Source organism: Rhizobium sp. K102 (assembly GCF_022385315.1).
Classification (GTDB): Bacteria; Pseudomonadota; Alphaproteobacteria; order Rhizobiales; family Rhizobiaceae; genus Rhizobium; species Rhizobium croatiense.
In genome coordinates, this window is record NZ_CP092436.1 from 3,743,147 (window position 1) to 3,763,044 (window position 19,898).

Below are 19,898 nucleotides of genomic sequence, written 5' to 3' on the forward strand. Positions count from 1 at the left end.
GGGCAACACACATCACCCATATCAGACACGCAGGATTTAAAACGTTTCATCGCGGAAACGCCCAAATCCGGCGGTCGATCGGGCAGCCGTGTTAATCACCGGAACCGGGTTTTTCGGAGAAATACTTCTCGAATTTTCCGGTCTGGCCGTCCATCTCCTTGGCCTCCGGCAGCGGGTCCTTCTTGACCGTGATATTCGGCCAGATGCTGGCATATTCGGTGTTGATCTTCAGCCACTTGTCGAGGCCTGGCTCGGTATCCGGCTTGATCGCCTCGGCGGGACATTCGGGCTCGCAGACGCCGCAATCGATGCATTCGTCGGGATGGATAACGAGGAAATTCTCGCCTTCATAGAAGCAGTCGACGGGGCAGACTTCTACGCAATCGGTGTATTTGCACTTGATGCAATTGTCGGTCACGACATAGGTCATGAAGAACTCCAGGATTTCCATGCGGATGGGGCCGGGCAACCTGGAACGTCGCGCCTATCCCCGTGCCGGACGAAGCGTGGACAGGCTTGGGAGGCAAGCACGCTTCCGGCAGGTTGTCAGTGACGTATCGGCTTTATCGCCGGATTTCAAGGATAAACGATCTGCAAAAGCCGCCGCCGCAGACAGAGTTTTCTAATCCTCGTCCGACATCAGCCTGTCGATTGCGCGTCTTTCCTTTTTGGTCGGACGGCCGGTCCCGGTCGCCCGGATCGCCTGCTCGTAGGGGGTGAGGCGTTTTGCCTCATCCGGCGGCGGGGATTGGTCATCATAGAGGAGGCGGGCCTCCTCATAGGGACCCCGCCGCTCCCCGGCGAGACGTACGATGAGAACGACGTCACGCCGTTCCAGCGTCAACTCGATGCGGTCGCCCGGCTTGACCATCTGACTCGGATGGCTGCAGCGCTCGCCGTTGATGCGAACGTGCCCCGACTGGACATGGCTCTGCGCCAGCGAACGCGACTTCACCATGCGCGTGAAGAACAGCCACTTGTCGATGCGCTGGCGCGAACCGCTTGCCGGCTGTGTCTCCCCGCCCATGACTACTTCTTCATCTGTTCCTTGAGAGCGGCGAGCTTGGCGAAGGGCGAATCCGGATCGATCGGCTTCTCCTTGCGTGGCGGCTTAGCCTCGAAGCGCAGCGGCTGTGCGCCGCGATTGTTGTTGCGATCGTTACGGTCATTGCGATCGTTGCGCTCGCCGCGATCCTTGCGATCGCCACGGTCCTGCCGGTCGCCGCGCGACTGGTCCTTGCGCTCGCCGCCCCTTGCCTGCTGCGGCCGGCCATCGCGACCGCCGTCCTTGCCGCGGTTGTTGCGGTTGTTGTCGCGTCCGTCGCCGCCGCGATTGCCCTCGCCGCCTTCACCGCCGCCCGGACGGCGATTGCGCTCGCCGCGCTCCTGGTTCTGCCCGCGATCGTGGCCCTGGCCGCCGCGGCGTTCGCCATGACCACGCGCCTGGCGATGATTATCGTTACGGCCGCCGAGGCGCCACAGAAGAACCGGCTTCGGTTCCGCCGGTTCGCCAGCCTCCCCGGAAGCAGCGGCCGCGTCGCCGGCAGCCGAAGCCTCCGCCGAGGCGGATGTTTCGACCGCTTCGGCCGCAGGGTTGCCTTGGAGTGCTTCTGCCGCGGGCGCGTCGGCTGTGGCCAAGGCCGCCTCGGCTGGGGATGGCTCGGAAGCAGTCTCCTCCGCCGCCGCGTCGGCGTCGTCATGATCGGCTTTTTCCACCGTCTCTTCCGCGGAGGTTTCCGCAGCGGCGGCAGGCGCCGAAGCGGCGTCCTGCACGGCAAGATGAGCCGAGGCCTCTTCCGCCTTCACGGCATCGGCGCGATAGCCGAGACCCTTGAGGATTTCTTCCATGTCTTCGAGCGTCGCGCCGAGGATCGACAGCATCGCCGTCGTCGTCGTGAAGCGGCGGCCGTCATAGGCGCCCTCCGGACGGTTGTTCTGACCGGGTTTCCACTGCAGCAGCGGACGGATGATATCGGCAAGCCGCTCAAGAATGTCGATTCGCACGGCGCGCTTGCCGAGGAAACGGAAGCCGGCGAGCTTGTAGAACATCCGCTCGTAGCTCGGATCAGTCACGACGGAGGTTCGGCCGGCGGCCAGCACGGGAATAAGGTCACCGTAACCCGGCTTGTCGAGACCGTCGTTCTTCAACGCCCAGAGCAGCGTGATCAGTTCGGCCGGCGCCGGCTTCAGAAGTGCCGGCACGAAGATATGGTAGGCGCCGAAACGCACGCCGTAGCGACGCATGGAGGCGCGGGCCTCCTGATCCAGCGACTTCACCTCCTCGGTCACGTCACGACGGAAGAGCACGCCGAGATTTTCGACGAGCTGGAAGGCCAGCCCCTTGGCCAGCCCCTGCAGGTCCTCGGCGCGCGACAGATCGTCGAGCGGCTTCAGCACCGTGCTGATATGATGATTGACGAAGCGCTCGATGCGGGCGGCGACGTGATCGCGGGCATTGCCCGTCAACTGTTCGTCGGCCAGCAGGATCACCCGCGGGCGCATGACGTGATCGCTGCCCGAAAGCCGCGCCACCGGGTCGCCGAGCCAGCGGATCAACCCGTCCGAGCCGATCGCCAGATCGCTATTGCCGGCGGCATGCATCCGCGCCGCTCTGGCTTCGAATTCGAGCGCGAGCGCCTTCTGTGACGCAGCCTGAACCGCCTTGGCATCCGGTCCGTCCGTTCCCGCCACCGGCGTGAAACGGAATCCGCTTAACTGCCCTACATGATGTCCTTCAACGAAGACATCGCCATTCACACTGATTTCAGCTTCCAGCATCGCATTCTCTCTCAGGCGCTTCATGAGCACAGATGTCCTGCGATCAACAAAGCGTTTCGTCAACCTTTCATGTAACGCATCGGACAATCGATCTTCGATTTCCCGCGTCTTTTCCTGCCAATGTGTCGGATCAGCCAGCCAGCCGGGCCGATTCGAAACATAGGTCCAGGTCCTTATCTGCGCGATTCGCGCCGAAAGCGTGTCAATTTCCCCATCTGTCCGATCGGAGCGATGAACCTGCTCCGCCAGAAACTGCTCGTTCACCGTGCCATAGCGGACGAGATCGGAAAAGAGGGTCGAGATAAGATCGGCATGTTGTGCCGGAGTGATACGCCGGTAGTCGGGAAGTGCGCAAGCCTCCCAGAGTTTTTCGACGCGGGCCGGCCGATCGGCGAGATCGATGACCTCGGGATAGCGCGAAAGCTGTTCGAGCGCCTGCTGGTCGACCGCGGGCAGTGCTCGCGTCAGCCCCGCCACGCGCGGTCCCGCCTCGAGGCTGGCGCGCAGCGCTTGGATCGAGGAAAAGTCCATCTCGGTCGTGCGCCACTGCAAGACTTTGACACTGTCGAATTCATGGCCTTCGATGCGCTGCACCAATTCTTCTTCGAAGGGCGAGACCTGGCCGGTGACGCCGAAGGTTCCGTCGCGGACGTGCCGCCCGGCGCGGCCGGCGATCTGGCCGAGTTCACCCGGATTGAGGTTGCGGAACTGGTAGCCGTCGAATTTTCTGTCCTGGGCGAAAGCGACGTGATCGACATCGAGATTGAGGCCCATGCCGATCGCATCGGTCGCCACCAGATATTCGACGTCGCCCGCCTGATAAAGCGCGACCTGCGCATTGCGGGTGCGCGGGCTGAGCGCGCCCAGCACGACCGCCGCACCGCCGCGCTGCCGGCGGATGAGCTCGGCTATGGCATAGACCTCGTCGGCCGAAAAAGCGACGATGGCGGAGCGCTGCGGCAGCCGGGTGATCTTCTTCTGCCCGGCATAGAAAAGATGCGAAAGCCGCGGTCGCTCGACGATGGTGATACCGGGCAGGAGCTGCTGCAGGATCGGCCGTATCGTTGCCGCGCCGAGCAGCAGCGTCTCCTCACGGCCGCGAAGGTGCAGGATGCGGTCGGTGAAGATATGGCCGCGCTCGAGATCGCCGGCGAGCTGCACCTCGTCGATCGCGACGAAGGCGGCCTTGGTGTCGCGCGGCATCGCTTCGACGGTACAGACGGAAAAACGTGCGTTGGCCGGCGAAATCTTTTCCTCACCGGTGACCAGCGCCACGTTCTGCACGCCGACCTTCTCCACCACCCGCGTATAGACCTCGCGCGCCAGCAGCCGGAGCGGCAGGCCGATCACGCCGGTCCCGTGCGCAACCATGCGCTCGATGGCATAATGGGTCTTACCGGTATTGGTTGGTCCGAGCATCGCGGTCACACCGCGCCCGCTCAGAATCATCGGCTGCGAAGTCAGAGTCATGGTCCATGCAAATGAGGCAGGCGGCCCCAGGAAAACTGTCGCCTCGCGACGGAGGCATAGAACACATGGACAGCTGCCGCCGCAAACGCAAGGGCAGATTTTAAAATGCTTCCGCGATTACGACCTTTGCGAGTCATCGGGAACGCCTGCATTTCCGATTCGGAACAGCGTGAGAACGAATCAGCGACGAATCGCTGACTCCCGCTGATTCAGCTTTTGTTCACGGCTAAGTATTGATTTTGAATCACTTTTTCCCACTAGATGCTGAATCGCGAGACTCTGTCCCGTTCGCATTTCCGTCGCCTTGCCGGCTGTCTGCCGCGCGCTTTTTGCCGAGCGAAATTCCACCCAAATTAACCCTCGACCAAATCCGGAACGAATCGGAGACGAATCGCCGACCGAACCGCTTTCACCTTTCGTTCATGGCGAGATCTGGTGCCGCCGCCCTATGCCGCCGCTAGATGCAGGGAGGCGACAGATCCTCATGTCTCACCGTTCGGGCGGGCGTTAACCTTTTGACGACCAAATTCACACAGTCTTAACCCGGAAACCGCTTGCGCGATCGGATCGATCAAAAACGGAACGAATCACCGACGAATCGGAGACATTGCGACTTTCCCGCTTTGTTCATCGCAACATATTGTATTTAAACGTCTTTTTAACCATATCGACAACTTTCCGGGAAAGACGGATCGCAAACCATGAATCGCGTCGCATCACAATTCGCGCGCTCAACCGGGAACAAAAATCGCCAATGCGTGTTTCTTGTCCATTCAGATTGCGGATGAAATGAAGGAAATACACCATGCTTGGCACGATACTTCTCGTTATCCTCATTCTGCTCTTGATCGGAGCCCTGCCGAATTGGGGTTATAGCCGTGGCTGGGGCTATGGACCTTCCGGCGGTTTGGGGCTAGTTCTCGTCATTATCATTATCCTTGTACTAATGGGCCGCATCTAAAGCCCGACAACCTGGGGAGTTACGACATGATGAAGAAGATAGTTCTCGTTGGCGCGCTTGTAGGCGCTCTCGCATCCTGCACGGCGACCGAGCAGGGCACGGCAATCGGCGCCGGCACCGGTGCGGTCATCGGCGGCGCGGTCACCAACAGCTGGGGTGGTGCCGCTGTCGGCGCCGTGGCCGGCGGTCTGACCGGCGCTCTGATCGGCCAGTCGGTCGAACGCCGCGGCTACTGCATCTATCGCGACCGCTACGGCCGCCGCTACGAGGCCCGCTGCCGCTACTGACCGGCAAGCTCATATCGGACTTCCCAACGGGCGCTTCGGCGCCCGTTTTTCTTTGCGGCCGCCAACGGTGGCATGCCGGACAGAAAAGGAGCGCATCCAGTCGGATGCGCTCCTTTTTCAGTCTACGCGATCATTTCGAAATCGATTCCGATGCTCGCAGAATGAGCTAGACGAAGAACTGTCCGCCATTGGCCGTCAGCGTCGAGCCGGTAATGAAGCCGGCATCGTCGGAGACGAGGAAGGTGACGCAACGGGCGATCTCTTCCGGCTCGCCGAGACGGCCGACGGGAATCTGGGGAATGATGCGTTCGTTCAGCACTTTCTCCGGCACGGCAAGCACCATTTCCGTTCCGATGTAACCGGGGCAGATGGCGTTGACCGTGATGTTTTTCGCTGCCCCTTCCTGGGCAAGCGCCTTGGTGAAACCGAGATCGCCGGCCTTGGCGGCCGAATAGTTCGCCTGGCCCATCTGGCCCTTCTGGCCGTTGATCGATGAGATGTTGACGATGCGCCCGAAGCTGCGGTCGCGCATGCCTGTCCAGACCTGATGGGTCATGTTGAACAGGCCGGTGAGGTTGGTATTGATCACCTCGTGCCACTGCTGCGGCGTCATCTTGTGGAACATTGCATCGCGGGTGATGCCTGCATTGTTGACGAGAATCTCGACCGGTCCGATCTCGCTTTCAACCGTGGCGATCCCTTCACCGCAGGCGGCGTAGTCCGAAACGTCCCACTTGAATACGGCAACGCCGGTGACCTCGTGGAAGGCTCTGGCCTTCTCGTCATTGCCGGCATAAGTCGCCGCAACCCTGTATCCGGCGTTTTTCAGGGCCATGGATATGGCTGCGCCGATGCCGCGTGTACCTCCGGTGACCAGAGCCACTCTGCTCATGTTCCGCTCCCCTTGTGTTTTCGCCCGCGTTTGGCGGGATTTCAATCAATGACGGATCGTATCGTATGCTATTAAAATGCCTCGAAGCACATTGCGACGCCCATGCCGCCGCCGATGCAAAGCGTGGCCAGGCCCTTCTTCGCGCCGCGGCGCTTCATTTCGAACAACAGCGTGTTGAGAACACGCGCGCCGGAAGCGCCGATCGGATGGCCGATCGCAATCGCCCCGCCATTGACGTTGACGATGGCCGGATCCCATCCGAGATCCTTGGTGACGGCGCAGGCTTGCGCCGCAAAAGCCTCGTTGGCTTCGACGAGATCGAGATCGCCGACCGACCAGCCGGCCTTTTCGAGCGCCTTGCGGGACGCCGGGATCGGGCCGGTGCCCATGATCGAAGGATCGACGCCCGCCGTTGCCCAGGAAACGATGCGGGCGAGCGGCTGGATGCCGCGGCGGACCGCTTCGGTTTCGCTCATCAGCACCGCGGCGGCGGCGCCGTCGTTGAGGCCGGAGGCATTTGCAGCCGTCACCGTGCCGTCCTTGTCGAAGGCCGGACGCAGCTTGCCCATCGCCTCCAGCGTGGCGCCGTGACGGATATATTCGTCGGCATCGATGGTCACGTCGCCCTTACGCGTCTGGATGACATAGGGGATGATCTCATCGGTAAAGCGGCCGGCTTTCTGGGCGGCCTCCGCCTTGTTCTGCGAAGCGACGGCGAACTGATCCTGCTCGTCGCGCGAAAGCTGCCATTGGCGCGCAATATTCTCGGCGGTGATGCCCATGTGGTAACCATGGAAGGCATCGGTCAGGCCGTCCTTGATCATCGTGTCGACCATCTTCGCGTCGCCCATCTTGACGCCGCCGCGCAAATGCACGGCATGCGGCGCCATCGACATGGATTCCTGGCCGCCGGCAACGATGATCCTGGCATCGCCGGTGGCGATCTGCTGCATGCCGAGCGCGACGGCACGCAGGCCGGAGCCGCAGAGCTGGTTGACGCCCCAGGCCGTCGCTTCCTTGGGAATACCGGCCTTGATCGCCGCCTGGCGGGCCGGGTTCTGGCCTTCGCCTGCGGCCAGCACCTGGCCGAGGATCACCTCGTCGACTTCGCCGGCGTCGACGCCGGCGCGCGCGAGCGCACCCTTGATGACCGCCGCGCCGAGTTCATGGGCGGGGACCGTTGCGAAAGCGCCGTTGAACGAACCGACTGCGGTTCGACCTGCGTTGGCGATGACGACGGATGAATTGCTCATGGGGAGGCTCCTCGTTTTTCGTCCCACTTACATAAGGGGAAACTGGCAAAGCTTTGAGCACAAGTCAAACGCGAAGACCGGCCGTCGGCATTTTTCGGCGGCGGCCAGTAAAGCCATTTCGTATGATCTGTTAAAGGTTTGCCGCATCGCACAAAGAGATTGTCACCGGCCTTCTTTTGCGTTTACAGTCTGAAGTGGAGGAACATCCATAAATCAGACGGGGGTTCAGGAGACTGATATGGCGAAGAATGAGGGTCAGATAGTCATCAAGAAATACGCCAATCGCCGCCTGTACAATACAGGCACCAGCACCTATGTGACGCTGGAAGATCTGGCGGAGATGGTGAAGAGGGGCGAGGATTTTACCGTCCAGGATGCAAAAAGCGGAGATGACATCACCCATTCGGTGCTGACCCAGATCATCTTCGAACAGGAATCGAAGACCGGCAACACACTGCTCCCGATCTCCTTCCTGCGCCAGCTCATCACCTATTACGGTGACCAGATGCAGATGGTCGTGCCGAGCTTTCTCGAACATTCGATGCGCGCCTTCAGCGAACAGCAGGCGCAGATGCGCGAGCAGGTGAACCGCGCCTTTGGTGAAACGCCGCTCGGCAAGAACCTGCAATTGCCGATGCAGATGGTCGAGGACCAGGTTCGCCGCAATACGGAGCTGTTTCAGCAGGCAATGCAGATGTTCTCGCCTTTCATGAACCCGCCGGCTGCCAAGGAAAGCCGCAAGGCCGAGGCCAAGGATATCGACGAGCTGAAGGAACAGCTCCGCGCCCTTCAGAACAAGCTCGATAACCTATAAGCCGATCGAGACATCCCGCCCGGCGCTTCGGATCGAAACGGCAAAACCGCCGATCACATCGATTAGAGCGATCGTCATCAGTATGAAGAATACCTGCGTCGCAGCGTCCTGGACGAGCAGAAACTCGACCAGGAAGGCGATGAACACCAGCATCGACAAGATGTGGTTGATGAGGTTGCCGGGGCCGGTTCTGGTTGCCTTCAGGATTTCGAAGAAGAGCACGACGAGCGCTATGACGATGAAGAGATCACCGAGCGCCATGCTCCAGATCGCGCCCGAGAGCATCGACAGCACAATGATGTCGTGCTGCAGCGCTGCAATGCCGCCGTCGCCCATCAGGCCGAGCATCGCCAGGTTGTAGAGAATAAACGGGATAATCATCAGCGGCATGGCGGCTATCATCGGCAATCTCTCCTTGGCGACCGGAAGAATACTGCCGTAAACCGTTGCCCCACCGCAAGTCATTGCAAATATTATATCGCCGAAATGCAAAAGGCCGGCGTGACGCCGGCCTCTGAAACTTTCGAGCGGACAAGCCGGATCGGAAAATTATGCGCTTTCCTTCGGCGTCAGGACCTGGCGGCCACGATACATGCCGGTCTTCAGGTCGATGTGATGCGGGCGGCGCAGTTCGCCGGAATTCTTGTCTTCGACATAGGTCGGAGCCTTCAGCGCATCAGCCGAACGGCGCATGCCGCGCTTGGACGGGCTCGTTTTTCTCTTCGGTACAGCCATTTCTCTTACTCCACTTGCGGGCAAAACATTCCCACGGCCAGACTGGCGGCCGAAACGGACATGTCGCGATTTCGGAAATTTTGCGCGCTTATACATGCAAGGGGCGGCCTTGACCAGTCCCCATGAATATTTTTTGCGAGGCGACGATTCCTGCCTCAGACTTCGTCTTCCGCCACGATCCAACGTTCGGCGCGGGCCGCCTCTTCCCATTTGCGCCAGGCCGGATGCGCCTTCATCGTCGTCATATAGGCGAGCGTGTCGTCCCGATCGACGAGGTCATAAATGTCGAACCGGTTGACGACAGGCGCAAACATCGCATCCGCACCGCTGAAGGCACCGAAGAGAAACGGTCCGCCGGATTTCTGCAGAAGGTCGCGCCAGATCGTCTCGATACGGCTGATATCGGCGGCGACACCATCCGGCAAGACGATCCTGGCCTTCGGCCGGCGGATATTCATCGGGCAGGCGCCGCGCAGGGCCCGGAAGCTCGACAGCATCTCCATCGAAACCGAACGGGCGAGCGCCCGCGCAGCGCGATCCCTCGGCAGAAGGCCGGCTTCGGGATAAAGCTCGGCAGCATATTCGATGATCGCCAGCGATTCCCAGATCTTCAATGCGCCGTGCTGCAGGACCGGCACATTGCCGCTTGGCGAGATGGCCTTGATGTCGGGATTGCCGCCGGGATAGTCGAAGGGGATCAGGATTTCCTCGAAATCAACACCGGCGCCGGTCAGCGCCATCCATGGCCGGAACGACCAGGAGGAATAGTTTTTGTTGGCGATGTAGAGCGTCGGTCTGTCCATGGGCTTCTCCTATTCAGGCGTCGAAATCAAAGATCAGCAGTTCTTGGAAATGATTCATGTCCTCGTAGACGCAGAATGCCGGCGGCATCAGCTCGAAAACAGGGATTTTACGGCGAATATCCTCGACCACCTCGTCAAGCATCGCCTGCCAGCGCGGCAAGGCTTCGTCCTCCAGCCATTCGATCGGATAGGCGAACGTGATGTGGAACGTGTAGTCTGGATGGTTCGGTTGGCGATATCCGAATAGATCGGCAAAGGCATCGCGCCAAGCGCGCATGATCCTGCGGTCCTTCTCGGTTGCCCCATCGACAAGCAGTCCCGACGCTCGGGCTCCGGTGACGGCGACCTCGAAAGGCTCGGCCATCGAAAAACCTTCGAGCCGAGCCGCCAGCAGCGCTGTCATGTCCTCGATGGGCGTCTCGAGAGGAAGATCGGCCGGCCAGCGCTCCTGCCGCCGCATGGTCTCGATGATGCCGTCGAAGAGCGTCATGTGAAGGCTGGAGATCGGTGAAGAGGAATTGCGGCGCCTCCGGCATCGCAAGATATTTGTCCCGCGCCTCGCTCAATGCCGTCAGCGTCCTTGAACCCTTCACCGGGTGGCAGACGATGGTGTTGCCGGCCTCCGGCAGGAACCCGCCGACCTTGCGATAACGGCTGCCGAGATGGGGGGCGGGCTGGGATTGTGCCTCTTCGAATAAAGGAGAAGCTCGGGAGAAAAGGTCATGGCGGTCATGGGCGACTCAAGAGTTCTGGCTGGACTGCACTCGCCCATATGGCAGGACCAAGAATGTCAGATGACGCTTGCGGCTTCTAACGACAAGTTCTGATCTCAATCATAGATACATTTGACGTAATCGCCGGAACCCTGCGCACGCCTCTCGATCACGCCGGCCAGCCGACGAAGGCCGCGTCCGGGTTTGCCGGCATTGCGGTCGATCGGGTTCGGCAGCGAGACGGCAAGCAGCGATGCCTGCCGCCGCGTCAGCTTTGAGGCCGGCACCTTGAAATGATGTTGGGCTGCCGCCTCGACGCCGTAGATACCGGGACCCCATTCGGCGATGTTGAGATAGATCTCCATCAGCCGCCGTTTCGACAGCACGAAATCCGTGGAGACGGCGAGCGGAAGCTCCATCGCTTTGCGCACGAAGGAGCGGCTGTTCCAGAGAAAGAGATTCTTGGCCGTCTGCATCGGGATGGTGCTGCCGCCGCGCGTTGCCTGACCCTTCAGCGTATCCACGACCAGCATGCGCATCTCGGCCCAGTCGACGCCGCCATGGAAACAATATTGCCCGTCCTCGGACATCATCACCGACTGCACCAGGGCCGGAGAGACCTCGTCCAGCGACACCCATCTGCGGTCATAACCGCGCAACAGCACGAGATCGCGCAGCATCAGCGTCGAGACCGGGTGGATGAAGGGCAGCAGATACAAAAAGATCAGCACGTAGGGAAGGACGACCAACGCCAGCACGGCAAGAACGATGCGCTTCAACACAGGCCGATTTTCGAACCATCGCCGACGGGCCGGCATGTCGGCGATATCCTCTGTCTCCGGCGCTATATCCAAAATGTCCCCAGTCCACTTCGCTCCCCTGTCGTTCTCATAACGCCTGTGAGGCGCTTATGCCAGAGCACATGGGAAATCTTGCGGTGGCCATCGACAATTCCGTTGCAAGCCCCCTTGCCCCATGCCAAACAGCGCCGATGGACGCGAACCGGGACACTTTCGAAACGAGGCTGAAGAATAACGCCCGCGAGATCGAGGCGCTGCTCGTCGCATTGCTGTTGCCGAACGCCCTCTCCGACGAAATCGCCAGGCCCGAGACCCTGCGCAGCGCCATGCACTATGCCGTGTTGAACGGCGGCAAGCGGCTGCGTCCCTTCCTGGTCGTCGAAAGTGCCGCTCTTATCGGCGGTGATGCGCAGGCCGCCCTTCGTATCGGCGCCGCGCTCGAATGCGTGCACTGTTATTCCCTCGTGCATGACGATCTGCCGGCCATGGACGACGACGACATGCGCCGCGGCAAACCGACGGTGCACATCAAGTTCGATGAAGCCACCGCGATCCTCGCCGGCGACAGCTTGCTGACCTACGCCTTCGACATAGTCGCAGCACCGGAAACGGCGCTTCCCGATGCCAGCAAGGCATCGCTGGTGCTGGCTCTTGCGCGCGCCGCCGGTCTCGGAGGCATGGCCGGCGGCCAGGCGCTCGATCTGGCGGCGGAAAGGCAGGCTCCAGACGAGGCCGGCATTATCCGCCTGCAGGCGATGAAAACGGGCGCGCTGATCCGCTTCGGCTGCGAGGCCGGCGCCATCATCGCGGGAAGCCCGCAGGACGATCGCCGCCGCCTGCGCGCCTTCGGCGAAAAGATCGGCCTTGCCTTCCAGCTCGCCGACGACATTCTCGACCTGACCTCGGATGCCGCGACCATGGGCAAGGCGACCGGCAAGGATGCGGCCCGAGGCAAGGGAACGCTCGTGGCGCTGCATGGCGTGGAATGGGCCGAGACCGAGCTCCGCCGGCATGTCGCCGACGCCGAGGCGTTGCTGGCTCCCTACGGCGCCCGTGCATCGACCCTCATCGCCGCGGCGCATTTCATCGCCGACCGGAAGAGTTAGATTAGGCCGCCAATATTTCCTTGAGAGCGGACACCAGACAGGCGCATTCCTCGTCTGTGCCGATGCTGATGCGCAGGAATTCCGAAATGCGCTGCTTGGCGAAATGCCGCACGAGAACGCCACGTTCCCGCAGCGCCGCTTGAAGCGCGGCACCCGGCCGGCTTACGTGCCTTGCGAAAACGAAATTCGCCTGAGACGGCAGTACCTCGAAATCCAGCGCTTCGAGTTCCCGGACGAGAGCGTCCCGACTGGCGATGAGCTTCTTCCGGCACGTCCCGAACCACGCCTCGTCCTTGATCGCCGCCGTCGCGGCGACCTGCGCCAGGCGATCGAGCGGATAGGAGTTGAAGCTGTCCTTGACGCGCACCAGCGCCTCGATCAGCTCCCGCTGCCCCAGCGCAAAACCGACGCGCAGACCCGCAAGCGAGCGGGATTTCGACAAGGTCTGAATGACAAGCAGATTGGGATATTTGGAAATGAGCGGGACAGCGCTTTCACCGCCGAAATCGACATAGGCCTCGTCGATCGCCACGACCGCATCCGGATGGGCGGCGACAAGCGCCTCTATGTCGGCAAGCGGCAGGCCGATGCCGGTCGGCGCATTCGGATTGGGGATGAGGATCGCGCCGCACGGCCTGTCGTAATCCGCCGGCCGGATCCGGAACCTGTCGTCGACAGACACTTCGATGGTTTCGACATCGTATAGCAGGCTATAGGCTGGATAGAACGGATAGCTGACATCCGGATAGAGAAGCGGCAGCTCGTGTTTCAGCAGCGCCTGAAACGTATGAGCGAGCACCTCGTCGGAGCCGTTGCCGACGAAGACTTCATCTGCTGCCAGACCGAAACGAGCCGCGATCGTCTCGCGCAATTCCGTCGCAGTCGGATCGGGATAGAGCCGCAGACGATCGTCCGCCGCTTGCCCGATCGCCTCGAGCGCCCTGGGAGACGGCCCGTAGGGATTCTCGTTGGTGTTAAGCTTGATCAGGCCGGGAATGCGGGGCTGCTCCCCCGCGACATAGGGCCGAAGCTTGCTGACAATGGGCGACCAGTACCGGCTCATCCAAACATGCCGGTCTTCATTCCGCCGCTGTCCGCTGGCCGAAGCGCTTCTCGATATAATCGACGACAAGTGCTTCGAAATCAGCGGCGATATTGGGGCCGCGCAGCGTCAGCGCCTTCTTGCCGTCGATGAAAACGGGTGCGGCCGGCGTCTCGCCGGTGCCGGGAAGCGAAATGCCGATATCGGCGTGCTTGCTCTCGCCCGGCCCGTTGACGATGCAGCCCATGACGGCGACATTCAGCGCCTCGACGCCGGGATATTTCTCGCGCCAGACCGGCATGTTCTTGCGGATATCGTTCTGGATGTTCTGGGCCAGTTCCTGGAACACCGTTGACGTCGTGCGTCCGCAGCCCGGACAGGCGGCAACGACGGGCACGAACTGGCGGAAGCCCATCACCTGCAGGATTTCCTGCGCCACCTGGACTTCACGCGTGCGGTCGCCGTTCGGCTCCGGCGTCAGTGACACGCGGATCGTATCGCCGATGCCATGCTGCAGCACGAAGCCCATCGCCGCCGACGAGGCGACGATGCCCTTGCTGCCCATGCCGGCTTCGGTCAGGCCGAGATGCAGCGCATGGTTGGAGCGCTCGGCGAGCATGGAATTGACGGCGATCAGATCCTGCACCTGGCTGACCTTGGCCGAGAGGATGATGCGGTTGCGCGGCAGGCCGATTTCCTCCGCGAGCGCCGCCGAAAGCAGCGCCGACTGCACGATCGCTTCGCGCGTCACCTGCCGGGCCGAGAGCGGCGAGCCGGCTCTAGCATTCTCATCCATCAGCGCCGTCAACAGGTCCTGATCGAGCGAGCCCCAGTTGACGCCAATGCGCACCGGCTTGTCGTAGCGGATCGCCATCTCGATGATCTCGGCGAACTGCTTGTCCTTCTTATCCTTGAAACCGACATTGCCGGGATTGATGCGGTATTTCGCCAGCGCCTCGGCGCAGGCAGGGTGATCGGCGAGCAGCTTGTGACCGATATAGTGGAAGTCGCCGATCAGAGGCACGTCCATGCCGAGCCGCAGCAGCCGCTCGCGGATCTTCGGCACCGCGGCCGCACTCTCGTCGCGGTCGACGGTGATGCGGACCAGCTCCGAGCCTGCCCGGTGGAGGGCCGCGACCTGGGCGACGGTCGAGTCGATATCGGCCGTATCGGTGTTCGTCATGGATTGCACGACGATCGGCGCGCCGCCGCCGACGATGACGCCGCCGACATCGACGGCAACGGAAGCGCGGCGCGGTTTCGGATCAAAATCGGCGGCTGACAACATTGAAAGCTCTTGCACCCCTAAGCATGTCGCGCAAAAGTGCGCAGCGGTTTTGCGATAACGACATGCGTAAAACAAAGATCTAAAGCGCGGCAAGCGAATCTGAAAAGATTGCGCCGCGCTTTAGAAATGGTGCCTTTCAGGTGGATCATGACCGCTTTCTTGTCAACCGCCCCCTATATCACTTTTGTTTGGAGGCGGCTCAATGGCCGCCGCCGGAAACTCCGTCGGCGTAATGGGCCAGCTTCGAAAACGCGAGAACGAACAGCAGCAGCACCGGCAGCGCCATAAAGACCACGGCAAAGCCGATATGTTCAGCAACGAAACCGATCAGCGACGGCGCGACGAGCATGCCGGAATAGCCCATCGTCGTGACGACGGAGATGCCGATGCCGGGTTTGAGGCCGGGAATATTGCCTGCCGCCGAGAAAGCGATCGGCACCATATTGGAAATGCCGATGCCGCAAAGGGCAAAACCCAGGATGGCGATCTCGGCGTCCGGCGCAAGGCCAGCAAGCAACATGCCGACGATGGCAAAGAGCGTGCAGATGCGTAGCGTCTTGACGCCTCCGAGGCGATCGCGCACCAGATCGCCGGCAAAGCGCATGGTCGCCATGGTCGCCGAAAAGGCTGCGAAACCGAGACCCGAAAGGGCGACCGACGCATCCATTTCCTGCCGGAGGTAGAGCGCGCCCCAATCCAGAACCGCGCCTTCCGGCACCATGGAGAACAGCGCCATCAAGCCGAGCAGCCACGGCAGCGGTACCATCGGCAGTCTCGTCTTCTCCTTCTTGGCATCGGGATGGGGCGGATCCGCAAGGATCATCGGCCAGGCGATGGCAACGAAGATCGCCGCCAGCACGGTCGCCAGTTGGGCATGGCCGAGAATGCCGAGCTTGGCGATGACAATGCCGCCGAGACCGGAGCCGATCAACCCGCCGAGGCTCCAGAAGGCGTGGCAGGACGACATGATGGCGCGGCGCATGGATTTTTCGACAGAGACCGCGTTGGCATTCATCGCCACGTCCATGGCACCGATGAAGCCGCCGAACAGGAAGAGCGAGATAGCCGCGGTGATCACGTTCGGGGCGAGCGTCAAAGCCAGGAGCAGCGGCAGCACGCAAACGGCGGTTGCCCGAACGACGACACGCGAGCCATGTTTGGCGATCTGCGCGCCGGCGATCGGCATCATGACCAGCGAGCCGACACCGAAGACGATGATCATAAGCCCGAGCTCGAACTTGCTCAGCCCAAGACGCTCGGCAAAATCCGGGATCTTCGGCGCCCAGCAGCCGACGACGAAGCCGTTCATGAGAAAGAGCAGGGAAACCGCCGCCCTGTTTCTGGTAATGAAGCCGCTCCTGGCTCCCCGCGGTGCACTCACATGACTGTCCATTTGTCGGTCTTTCCTCGTTGCCGGGTCTAAACAAGCCCGGTTTCCCTAAACTCTATGACAGCGGTCTCAGTTCGTTTGCTCGGCGATGACGGTCCTGCAGCCGCGTTCGCGGTAGCCGGCAAGGACGGCCGGGTCGGCATCGTGCTCGACAACCAGGCATTCGCAATGCGCCATCGGCAGGATGCTGTGGGGGCAGCGGTGCCAAATTTTTCCGAGGTCACGGCCACCAGAACTTTTCTGCTTTTCGACGTGGCAAACCGTTTGAACTCCGCATCCTCGAAGCCGAACGCGGTGATGCCGGCCTCGAGATCGACGCCGCAGGCGCCGAGAATGCAGAGATCCGGCGATATCTGTTCCATATCCCGCAGCGCCTTGGCGCCGAGCGCCCCGCCGGTCTGCCGATCCACCATGCCGCCGATCAGGATGACGTTGACGGCGGGCTTGTCGATCAGCACCGCGGCAATCGCCGGCGCATTGGTCGCAGCCGTCAGTTCGAGTTCGGCCGGCAAGGCATTGGCAATCGCCAGATTGGTGCTGCCGGCATCGAAGAACACCGTCAAACCGGCCGCGATCTGCTTTGCCGCGGCCCGCGCCAGTGCCTGCTTCCGGTCGGCGGCAAGGCCGATGCGCTGAGTCAGGCTTCCATAGGCCGGCGCGACCGGCAAGGCACCGCCATAGACCCGCTCGCAGAGCCCCGCCGCCGCCATCTCGCGAAGGTCGCGCCGCACCGTATCTTCGGAGACGCCGAATTCGAGCGCAAGTTCCGCCGCCAGCACGCGGCCGTTCAGCCGCAGCCTCTCGGAAATCACACCTTGGCGCTCTCGCAACAGAAAGTCCTGCATGTTTCTACCAGATCGAAAGTTGAATGGTACGAAACGTGCATAAACGCTTACGACCGTGCATGCAACATGCACGGTCACACGTTTTCTGACCTATTGAAATAAAGTCTCACCAACGAAGGGCAAAATGGCCCGGTTCCAGGCAATTCGAGGCCCGGTCGGCCGCTTGAGAAAAATATTTGCACTTGCTGCTTTTATTCGCAGTTTTCTTCGCTTCCGATGCCCTAGTTTTCTGCCAACTATGCCGCATCCGATCACAACCTCCCGAGGATGGATAAAACAATGAACTGGTTGAAAACCGTCGCCGCCGCTGCCCTCATTCAGGCTGCTGCCCTCCTGCCCGCTCATGCCGGCGAAAACCTTGCCGCCATCAAATCGGCCGGCGTCTTCAAGATCGGCACCGAGGGCACCTATGCGCCCTTCACCTATCATGACGAAAGCGGCAAGCTCGTCGGCTTCGACGTCGAGATCGGCGAAGCGATCGCCGCAAAGCTCGGCGTCAAGGCCGAATTCGTCGAAGGCAAGTGGGATGGCCTGATCGCCGGCCTCGACGCCAAGCGCTACGACACCGTCATCAACCAGGTCGGCATCACCGAAGCCCGCAAGCAGAAGTATGATTTCTCCGAACCCTATATCGCTTCCAAGGCGGTGCTGATCGTCCGCGACAGCGACGACAGCATCAAGACCTTCGCCGATCTGAAGGGCAAGAAATCCGCCCAGTCGCTGACCAGCAATTTCGGCAAGCTCGCGACCGAAGCCGGCGCAGAACTCGTCGGCACCGACGGTTTCGACCAGTCGATCCAGCTCGTGCTGACCAAGCGCGCCGATGCGACGATCAACGACAGCCTCTCCTTCCTCGATTTCAAGAAGCATAAGCCGGACGCGCCGGTGAAGATTGCCGCAGAGCAGGAAAATGCCGATTACTCCGGCATCATCATCCGCAAGGGCGAGCCGGAACTGCTCGCCGAAATCAACAAGGCGCTCGCCGACATCAAGGCGGACGGTACGTACAAGAAGATCGCCGACAAATATTTCGGCCAGGACGTATCGAAGTAAGCTCGGGGAAAAAGCCCCTCCCCAACCCCTCCACAAGGGGGAGGGGCTAACTCGCAGCATCCGCTTGCAGAAAACAGCAGCCTTCCTGCGGATGAAACGACGAGGTGGAAAGCGTCGGGGGCGGCATCCAAGCCCCTCCCCCTTGTGGGGAGGGGTTGGGGAGGGGTATTCGAGATATCACCACCCAACCGACGAGAAGGAACGCCCTTGCAGCACTGGCTTCAACTGATGGCGGAATCGCTCCCCTCGCTCCTCTGGGCGGGGCTGATCTTCACCATCCCCCTCACGCTGCTGTCCTTCAGCTCCGGCCTGATCCTCGGCCTGATCACCGCGATCGCCCGCCTCTTCGGTCCCGCACCGGTCGCGATCGTCGCCCGTTTCTATGTCTGGGTCATCCGCGGCACACCGCTGCTCGTGCAGCTCTTCGTGATCTTCTACGGCCTGCCGAGCATCGGCATCCTGCTCGATGCCTTTCCCGCCGCCCTCATCGGCTTTACGTTGAATATCGGCGCTTACAGCTCCGAGATCATCCGCGCCGTCATCTCCTCCGTGCCCAAGGGCCAGTGGGAAGCGGCCTATTCGATCGGCATGAGCTGGCGCCAGGCGATGAGCCGCACCATCCTGCCGCAGGCCGGCCGCGTCGCCGTACCGCCGTTGTCGAATACCTTCATCTCGCTGGTGAAGGATACGTCGCTTGCCGCCGCCATCACCGTGCCGGAGCTCTTCCAGGCCGCTCAGCGCATCGTCGCCACCACCTATGAGCCGCTGATCCTCTATATCGAGGCGGCGCTGATCTATCTTGTCCTGAGCTCCATCCTCTCGCAGCTGCAGGTGCGGCTGGAACGCCGCTTCGCGCGATATGGCGGCATGCTGGAGGCACATGCATGATCGAGCTTTCCAACATCGAAAAGCGCTTCGGCGACGCCATCATCCTGAAGGATATCAGCATTCGCATCCCCGAGGGCAGCGTCACCGCGCTGGTCGGACCCTCCGGCGGCGGCAAAAGCACGCTGCTGCGCTGTATCAACCTGCTCGAAATCCCGACATCAGGTGCAATCCGCCTCGGCGAGGCAGAGCTTTCCTTCGCGCCCGGCAAACGCGTCGGCTGGCAGGCGGTTCAGAAAATCCGCCGCCAGACCGGCATGGTCTTCCAGAACTTCCAGCTCTTCCCGCATCAAACCGCGATCGAAAATGTCATGGAAAGTTTGGTCACGGTGCTGAAATGGCCGAAGGAGAAAGCCCGCGAACGCGCCACGGAACTCTTGACAAAGGTGGGCATGGCGCACAAGGCCGATGCCTGGCCCTCGACATTATCGGGCGGCCAGCAGCAGCGCGTGGCGATCGCCCGGGCGCTGGCGCCGTCGCCGCGCGTGCTTCTGTGCGACGAGCCGACCTCGGCGCTCGATCCGGAACTCTCGGCGGAAGTGGTCGATGTGCTGGGCCAGCTGGCCCGGGAAGGCACGACCATGGTGATGGCGACTCATGATCTGCGCCTCGCCTCCAAGATCGCCAATGACGTCGTCTTCCTGGAAGCCGGCAGTGTGGTGGAAACGGGCAGCGCCAGAGCGATCTTCACCGCGCCGGAGCGCGAACGCACCAAGCGGTTCATCTCGACGATCAACGCGGCGCATACCTACGATATTTAAAACGGTGCCGGGCTATCGCCCC

General features: G+C 61.5%; 19 protein-coding genes and 2 pseudogenes. 7 read left to right on the forward strand and 14 right to left on the reverse strand.

Annotated elements, in window-relative coordinates; translation table 11 throughout:
- Positions 1-91: 91 nt before the first annotated feature.
- The 3 genes from fdxA to MHI61_RS24415 form a co-directional block, all read right to left on the reverse strand.
- The gene (gene fdxA, locus MHI61_RS24405) at positions 92-430 is read right to left on the reverse strand and encodes a ferredoxin FdxA (protein WP_011427210.1); all 339 of its coding nucleotides are present in this window, start codon (positions 428-430) and stop codon (positions 92-94) included.
- A 192-nt stretch (positions 431-622) separates the two neighbouring features.
- Positions 623-1,027 (reverse strand): RNA-binding S4 domain-containing protein, encoded by a 405-nt coding sequence (locus MHI61_RS24410; RefSeq protein WP_239790908.1) that lies wholly within the window; start codon positions 1,025-1,027, stop codon positions 623-625.
- A gap of 2 nt (positions 1,028-1,029) precedes the next feature.
- Complete coding sequence (locus tag MHI61_RS24415) at positions 1,030-4,248, reverse strand: helicase-related protein (protein ID WP_239790909.1); 3,219 nt, start codon at positions 4,246-4,248, stop codon at positions 1,030-1,032.
- Positions 4,249-5,053: 805 nt separating this feature from the next.
- Here MHI61_RS24415 and MHI61_RS24420 point away from each other — a divergent pair.
- A complete protein-coding gene (locus tag MHI61_RS24420) occupies positions 5,054-5,209 on the forward strand; it encodes a DUF3309 family protein (protein ID WP_003543790.1) in 156 nt (51 codons plus the stop codon).
- Positions 5,210-5,235: 26 nt separating this feature from the next.
- Positions 5,236-5,496, forward strand: a complete 261-nt coding sequence (locus tag MHI61_RS24425; RefSeq protein WP_010029962.1) for a YMGG-like glycine zipper-containing protein — start codon at positions 5,236-5,238, stop codon at positions 5,494-5,496.
- A 166-nt stretch (positions 5,497-5,662) separates the two neighbouring features.
- Here MHI61_RS24425 and MHI61_RS24430 read toward each other — a convergent pair whose 3' ends face one another.
- Positions 5,663-6,388 (reverse strand): beta-ketoacyl-ACP reductase, encoded by a 726-nt coding sequence (locus tag MHI61_RS24430; RefSeq protein WP_038691952.1) that lies wholly within the window; start codon positions 6,386-6,388, stop codon positions 5,663-5,665.
- 71 nt (positions 6,389-6,459) lie between these two features.
- Positions 6,460-7,641, reverse strand: a complete 1,182-nt coding sequence (locus MHI61_RS24435) for an acetyl-CoA C-acetyltransferase (RefSeq protein WP_239790910.1) — start codon at positions 7,639-7,641, stop codon at positions 6,460-6,462.
- Between the two features lie 238 nt (positions 7,642-7,879).
- Between MHI61_RS24435 and phaR the strand changes: the two genes are divergently transcribed.
- A complete protein-coding gene (phaR, locus tag MHI61_RS24440) occupies positions 7,880-8,455 on the forward strand; it encodes a polyhydroxyalkanoate synthesis repressor PhaR (RefSeq protein ID WP_097583212.1) in 576 nt (191 codons plus the stop codon).
- On the opposite strand, the gene MHI61_RS24445 is transcribed toward phaR, so the two are convergent.
- The 5 genes and pseudogenes from MHI61_RS24445 to mtgA all read right to left on the reverse strand — a co-directional run bounded on the left by MHI61_RS24445 (position 8,450) and on the right by mtgA (position 11,560).
- Entirely contained in the window at positions 8,450-8,857 is a 408-nt protein-coding gene (locus MHI61_RS24445; protein ID WP_183840209.1) for a hypothetical protein, read from the reverse strand. The genes phaR and MHI61_RS24445 overlap by 6 nt on opposite strands.
- A 147-nt stretch (positions 8,858-9,004) precedes the next feature.
- The gene (rpmF, locus tag MHI61_RS24450) at positions 9,005-9,190 is read right to left on the reverse strand and encodes a 50S ribosomal protein L32 (RefSeq protein WP_003543812.1); all 186 of its coding nucleotides are present in this window, start codon (positions 9,188-9,190) and stop codon (positions 9,005-9,007) included.
- Between the two features lie 155 nt (positions 9,191-9,345).
- Positions 9,346-9,993 (reverse strand): glutathione S-transferase family protein, encoded by a 648-nt coding sequence (locus tag MHI61_RS24455; RefSeq protein WP_239790911.1) that lies wholly within the window; start codon positions 9,991-9,993, stop codon positions 9,346-9,348.
- A gap of 13 nt (positions 9,994-10,006) precedes the next feature.
- Positions 10,007-10,726, reverse strand: a pseudogene (locus tag MHI61_RS24460) (DUF1868 domain-containing protein).
- Positions 10,727-10,822: 96 nt separating this feature from the next.
- A complete protein-coding gene (mtgA, locus tag MHI61_RS24465; protein WP_239790912.1) occupies positions 10,823-11,560 on the reverse strand; it encodes a monofunctional biosynthetic peptidoglycan transglycosylase in 738 nt (245 codons plus the stop codon).
- 137 nt (positions 11,561-11,697) lie between these two features.
- On the opposite strand from mtgA, the gene MHI61_RS24470 reads away from it, so the two are divergent.
- Positions 11,698-12,612, forward strand: coding sequence for a polyprenyl synthetase family protein (locus tag MHI61_RS24470; RefSeq protein ID WP_239790913.1), 915 nt, complete (start codon positions 11,698-11,700; stop codon positions 12,610-12,612).
- 1 nt (position 12,613) lies between these two features.
- Here MHI61_RS24470 and hisC read toward each other — a convergent pair whose 3' ends face one another.
- The 4 genes and pseudogenes from hisC to MHI61_RS24490 form a co-directional block, all read right to left on the reverse strand.
- On the reverse strand, positions 12,614-13,675 hold the full coding sequence (gene hisC / locus MHI61_RS24475; RefSeq protein WP_239790914.1) for a histidinol-phosphate transaminase: 1,062 nt from the start codon (positions 13,673-13,675) through the stop codon (positions 12,614-12,616).
- 16 nt (positions 13,676-13,691) lie between these two features.
- Entirely contained in the window at positions 13,692-14,942 is a 1,251-nt protein-coding gene (ispG, locus tag MHI61_RS24480; protein WP_239790915.1) for a flavodoxin-dependent (E)-4-hydroxy-3-methylbut-2-enyl-diphosphate synthase, read from the reverse strand.
- Positions 14,943-15,141: 199 nt separating this feature from the next.
- Positions 15,142-16,335, reverse strand: coding sequence for an MFS transporter (locus MHI61_RS24485; RefSeq protein ID WP_239790916.1), 1,194 nt, complete (start codon positions 16,333-16,335; stop codon positions 15,142-15,144).
- Positions 16,336-16,401: 66 nt separating this feature from the next.
- Positions 16,402-17,177: pseudogene (locus MHI61_RS24490) on the reverse strand (DeoR/GlpR family DNA-binding transcription regulator).
- Between the two features lie 279 nt (positions 17,178-17,456).
- Here MHI61_RS24490 and MHI61_RS24495 point away from each other — a divergent pair.
- From MHI61_RS24495 to MHI61_RS24505, 3 genes are all read left to right on the forward strand, one after another.
- Entirely contained in the window at positions 17,457-18,230 is a 774-nt protein-coding gene (locus tag MHI61_RS24495; protein ID WP_239790917.1) for an amino acid ABC transporter substrate-binding protein, read from the forward strand.
- A 207-nt stretch (positions 18,231-18,437) separates the two neighbouring features.
- Positions 18,438-19,118 (forward strand): amino acid ABC transporter permease, encoded by a 681-nt coding sequence (locus MHI61_RS24500; protein WP_239790918.1) that lies wholly within the window; start codon positions 18,438-18,440, stop codon positions 19,116-19,118.
- Positions 19,115-19,876 carry an amino acid ABC transporter ATP-binding protein gene (locus MHI61_RS24505; RefSeq protein WP_239790919.1) on the forward strand — a complete coding sequence of 254 codons (762 nt, stop codon included), beginning with the start codon at positions 19,115-19,117 and terminating at the stop codon, positions 19,874-19,876. Before MHI61_RS24500 ends, MHI61_RS24505 begins: the two co-directional genes overlap by 4 nt.
- Positions 19,877-19,898 lie beyond the last annotated feature (22 nt).

Excerpts from the sequence above, each read along its gene's own strand:
- fdxA (WP_011427210.1), bottom strand. The coding sequence starts at position 430 with ATGACCTATGTCGTGACCGACAATTGCATCAAGTGCAAATACACCGAT.
- MHI61_RS24410 (WP_239790908.1), bottom strand. The coding sequence starts at position 1,027 with ATGGGCGGGGAGACACAGCCGGCAAGCGGTTCGCGCCAGCGCATCGAC.
- MHI61_RS24415 (WP_239790909.1), bottom strand. The coding sequence starts at position 4,248 with ATGACTCTGACTTCGCAGCCGATGATTCTGAGCGGGCGCGGTGTGACC.
- MHI61_RS24420 (WP_003543790.1), top strand. The coding sequence starts at position 5,054 with ATGCTTGGCACGATACTTCTCGTTATCCTCATTCTGCTCTTGATCGGA.
- MHI61_RS24425 (WP_010029962.1), top strand. The coding sequence starts at position 5,236 with ATGATGAAGAAGATAGTTCTCGTTGGCGCGCTTGTAGGCGCTCTCGCA.
- MHI61_RS24430 (WP_038691952.1), bottom strand. The coding sequence starts at position 6,388 with ATGAGCAGAGTGGCTCTGGTCACCGGAGGTACACGCGGCATCGGCGCA.
- MHI61_RS24435 (WP_239790910.1), bottom strand. The coding sequence starts at position 7,641 with ATGAGCAATTCATCCGTCGTCATCGCCAACGCAGGTCGAACCGCAGTC.
- phaR (WP_097583212.1), top strand. The coding sequence starts at position 7,880 with ATGGCGAAGAATGAGGGTCAGATAGTCATCAAGAAATACGCCAATCGC.
- MHI61_RS24445 (WP_183840209.1), bottom strand. The coding sequence starts at position 8,857 with ATGATAGCCGCCATGCCGCTGATGATTATCCCGTTTATTCTCTACAAC.
- rpmF (WP_003543812.1), bottom strand. The coding sequence starts at position 9,190 with ATGGCTGTACCGAAGAGAAAAACGAGCCCGTCCAAGCGCGGCATGCGC.
- MHI61_RS24455 (WP_239790911.1), bottom strand. The coding sequence starts at position 9,993 with ATGGACAGACCGACGCTCTACATCGCCAACAAAAACTATTCCTCCTGG.
- MHI61_RS24470 (WP_239790913.1), top strand. The coding sequence starts at position 11,698 with ATGGACGCGAACCGGGACACTTTCGAAACGAGGCTGAAGAATAACGCC.
- hisC (WP_239790914.1), bottom strand. The coding sequence starts at position 13,675 with ATGAGCCGGTACTGGTCGCCCATTGTCAGCAAGCTTCGGCCCTATGTC.
- ispG (WP_239790915.1), bottom strand. The coding sequence starts at position 14,942 with ATGTTGTCAGCCGCCGATTTTGATCCGAAACCGCGCCGCGCTTCCGTT.
- MHI61_RS24485 (WP_239790916.1), bottom strand. The coding sequence starts at position 16,335 with ATGGACAGTCATGTGAGTGCACCGCGGGGAGCCAGGAGCGGCTTCATT.
- MHI61_RS24495 (WP_239790917.1), top strand. The coding sequence starts at position 17,457 with ATGAACTGGTTGAAAACCGTCGCCGCCGCTGCCCTCATTCAGGCTGCT.
- MHI61_RS24505 (WP_239790919.1), top strand. The coding sequence starts at position 19,115 with ATGATCGAGCTTTCCAACATCGAAAAGCGCTTCGGCGACGCCATCATC.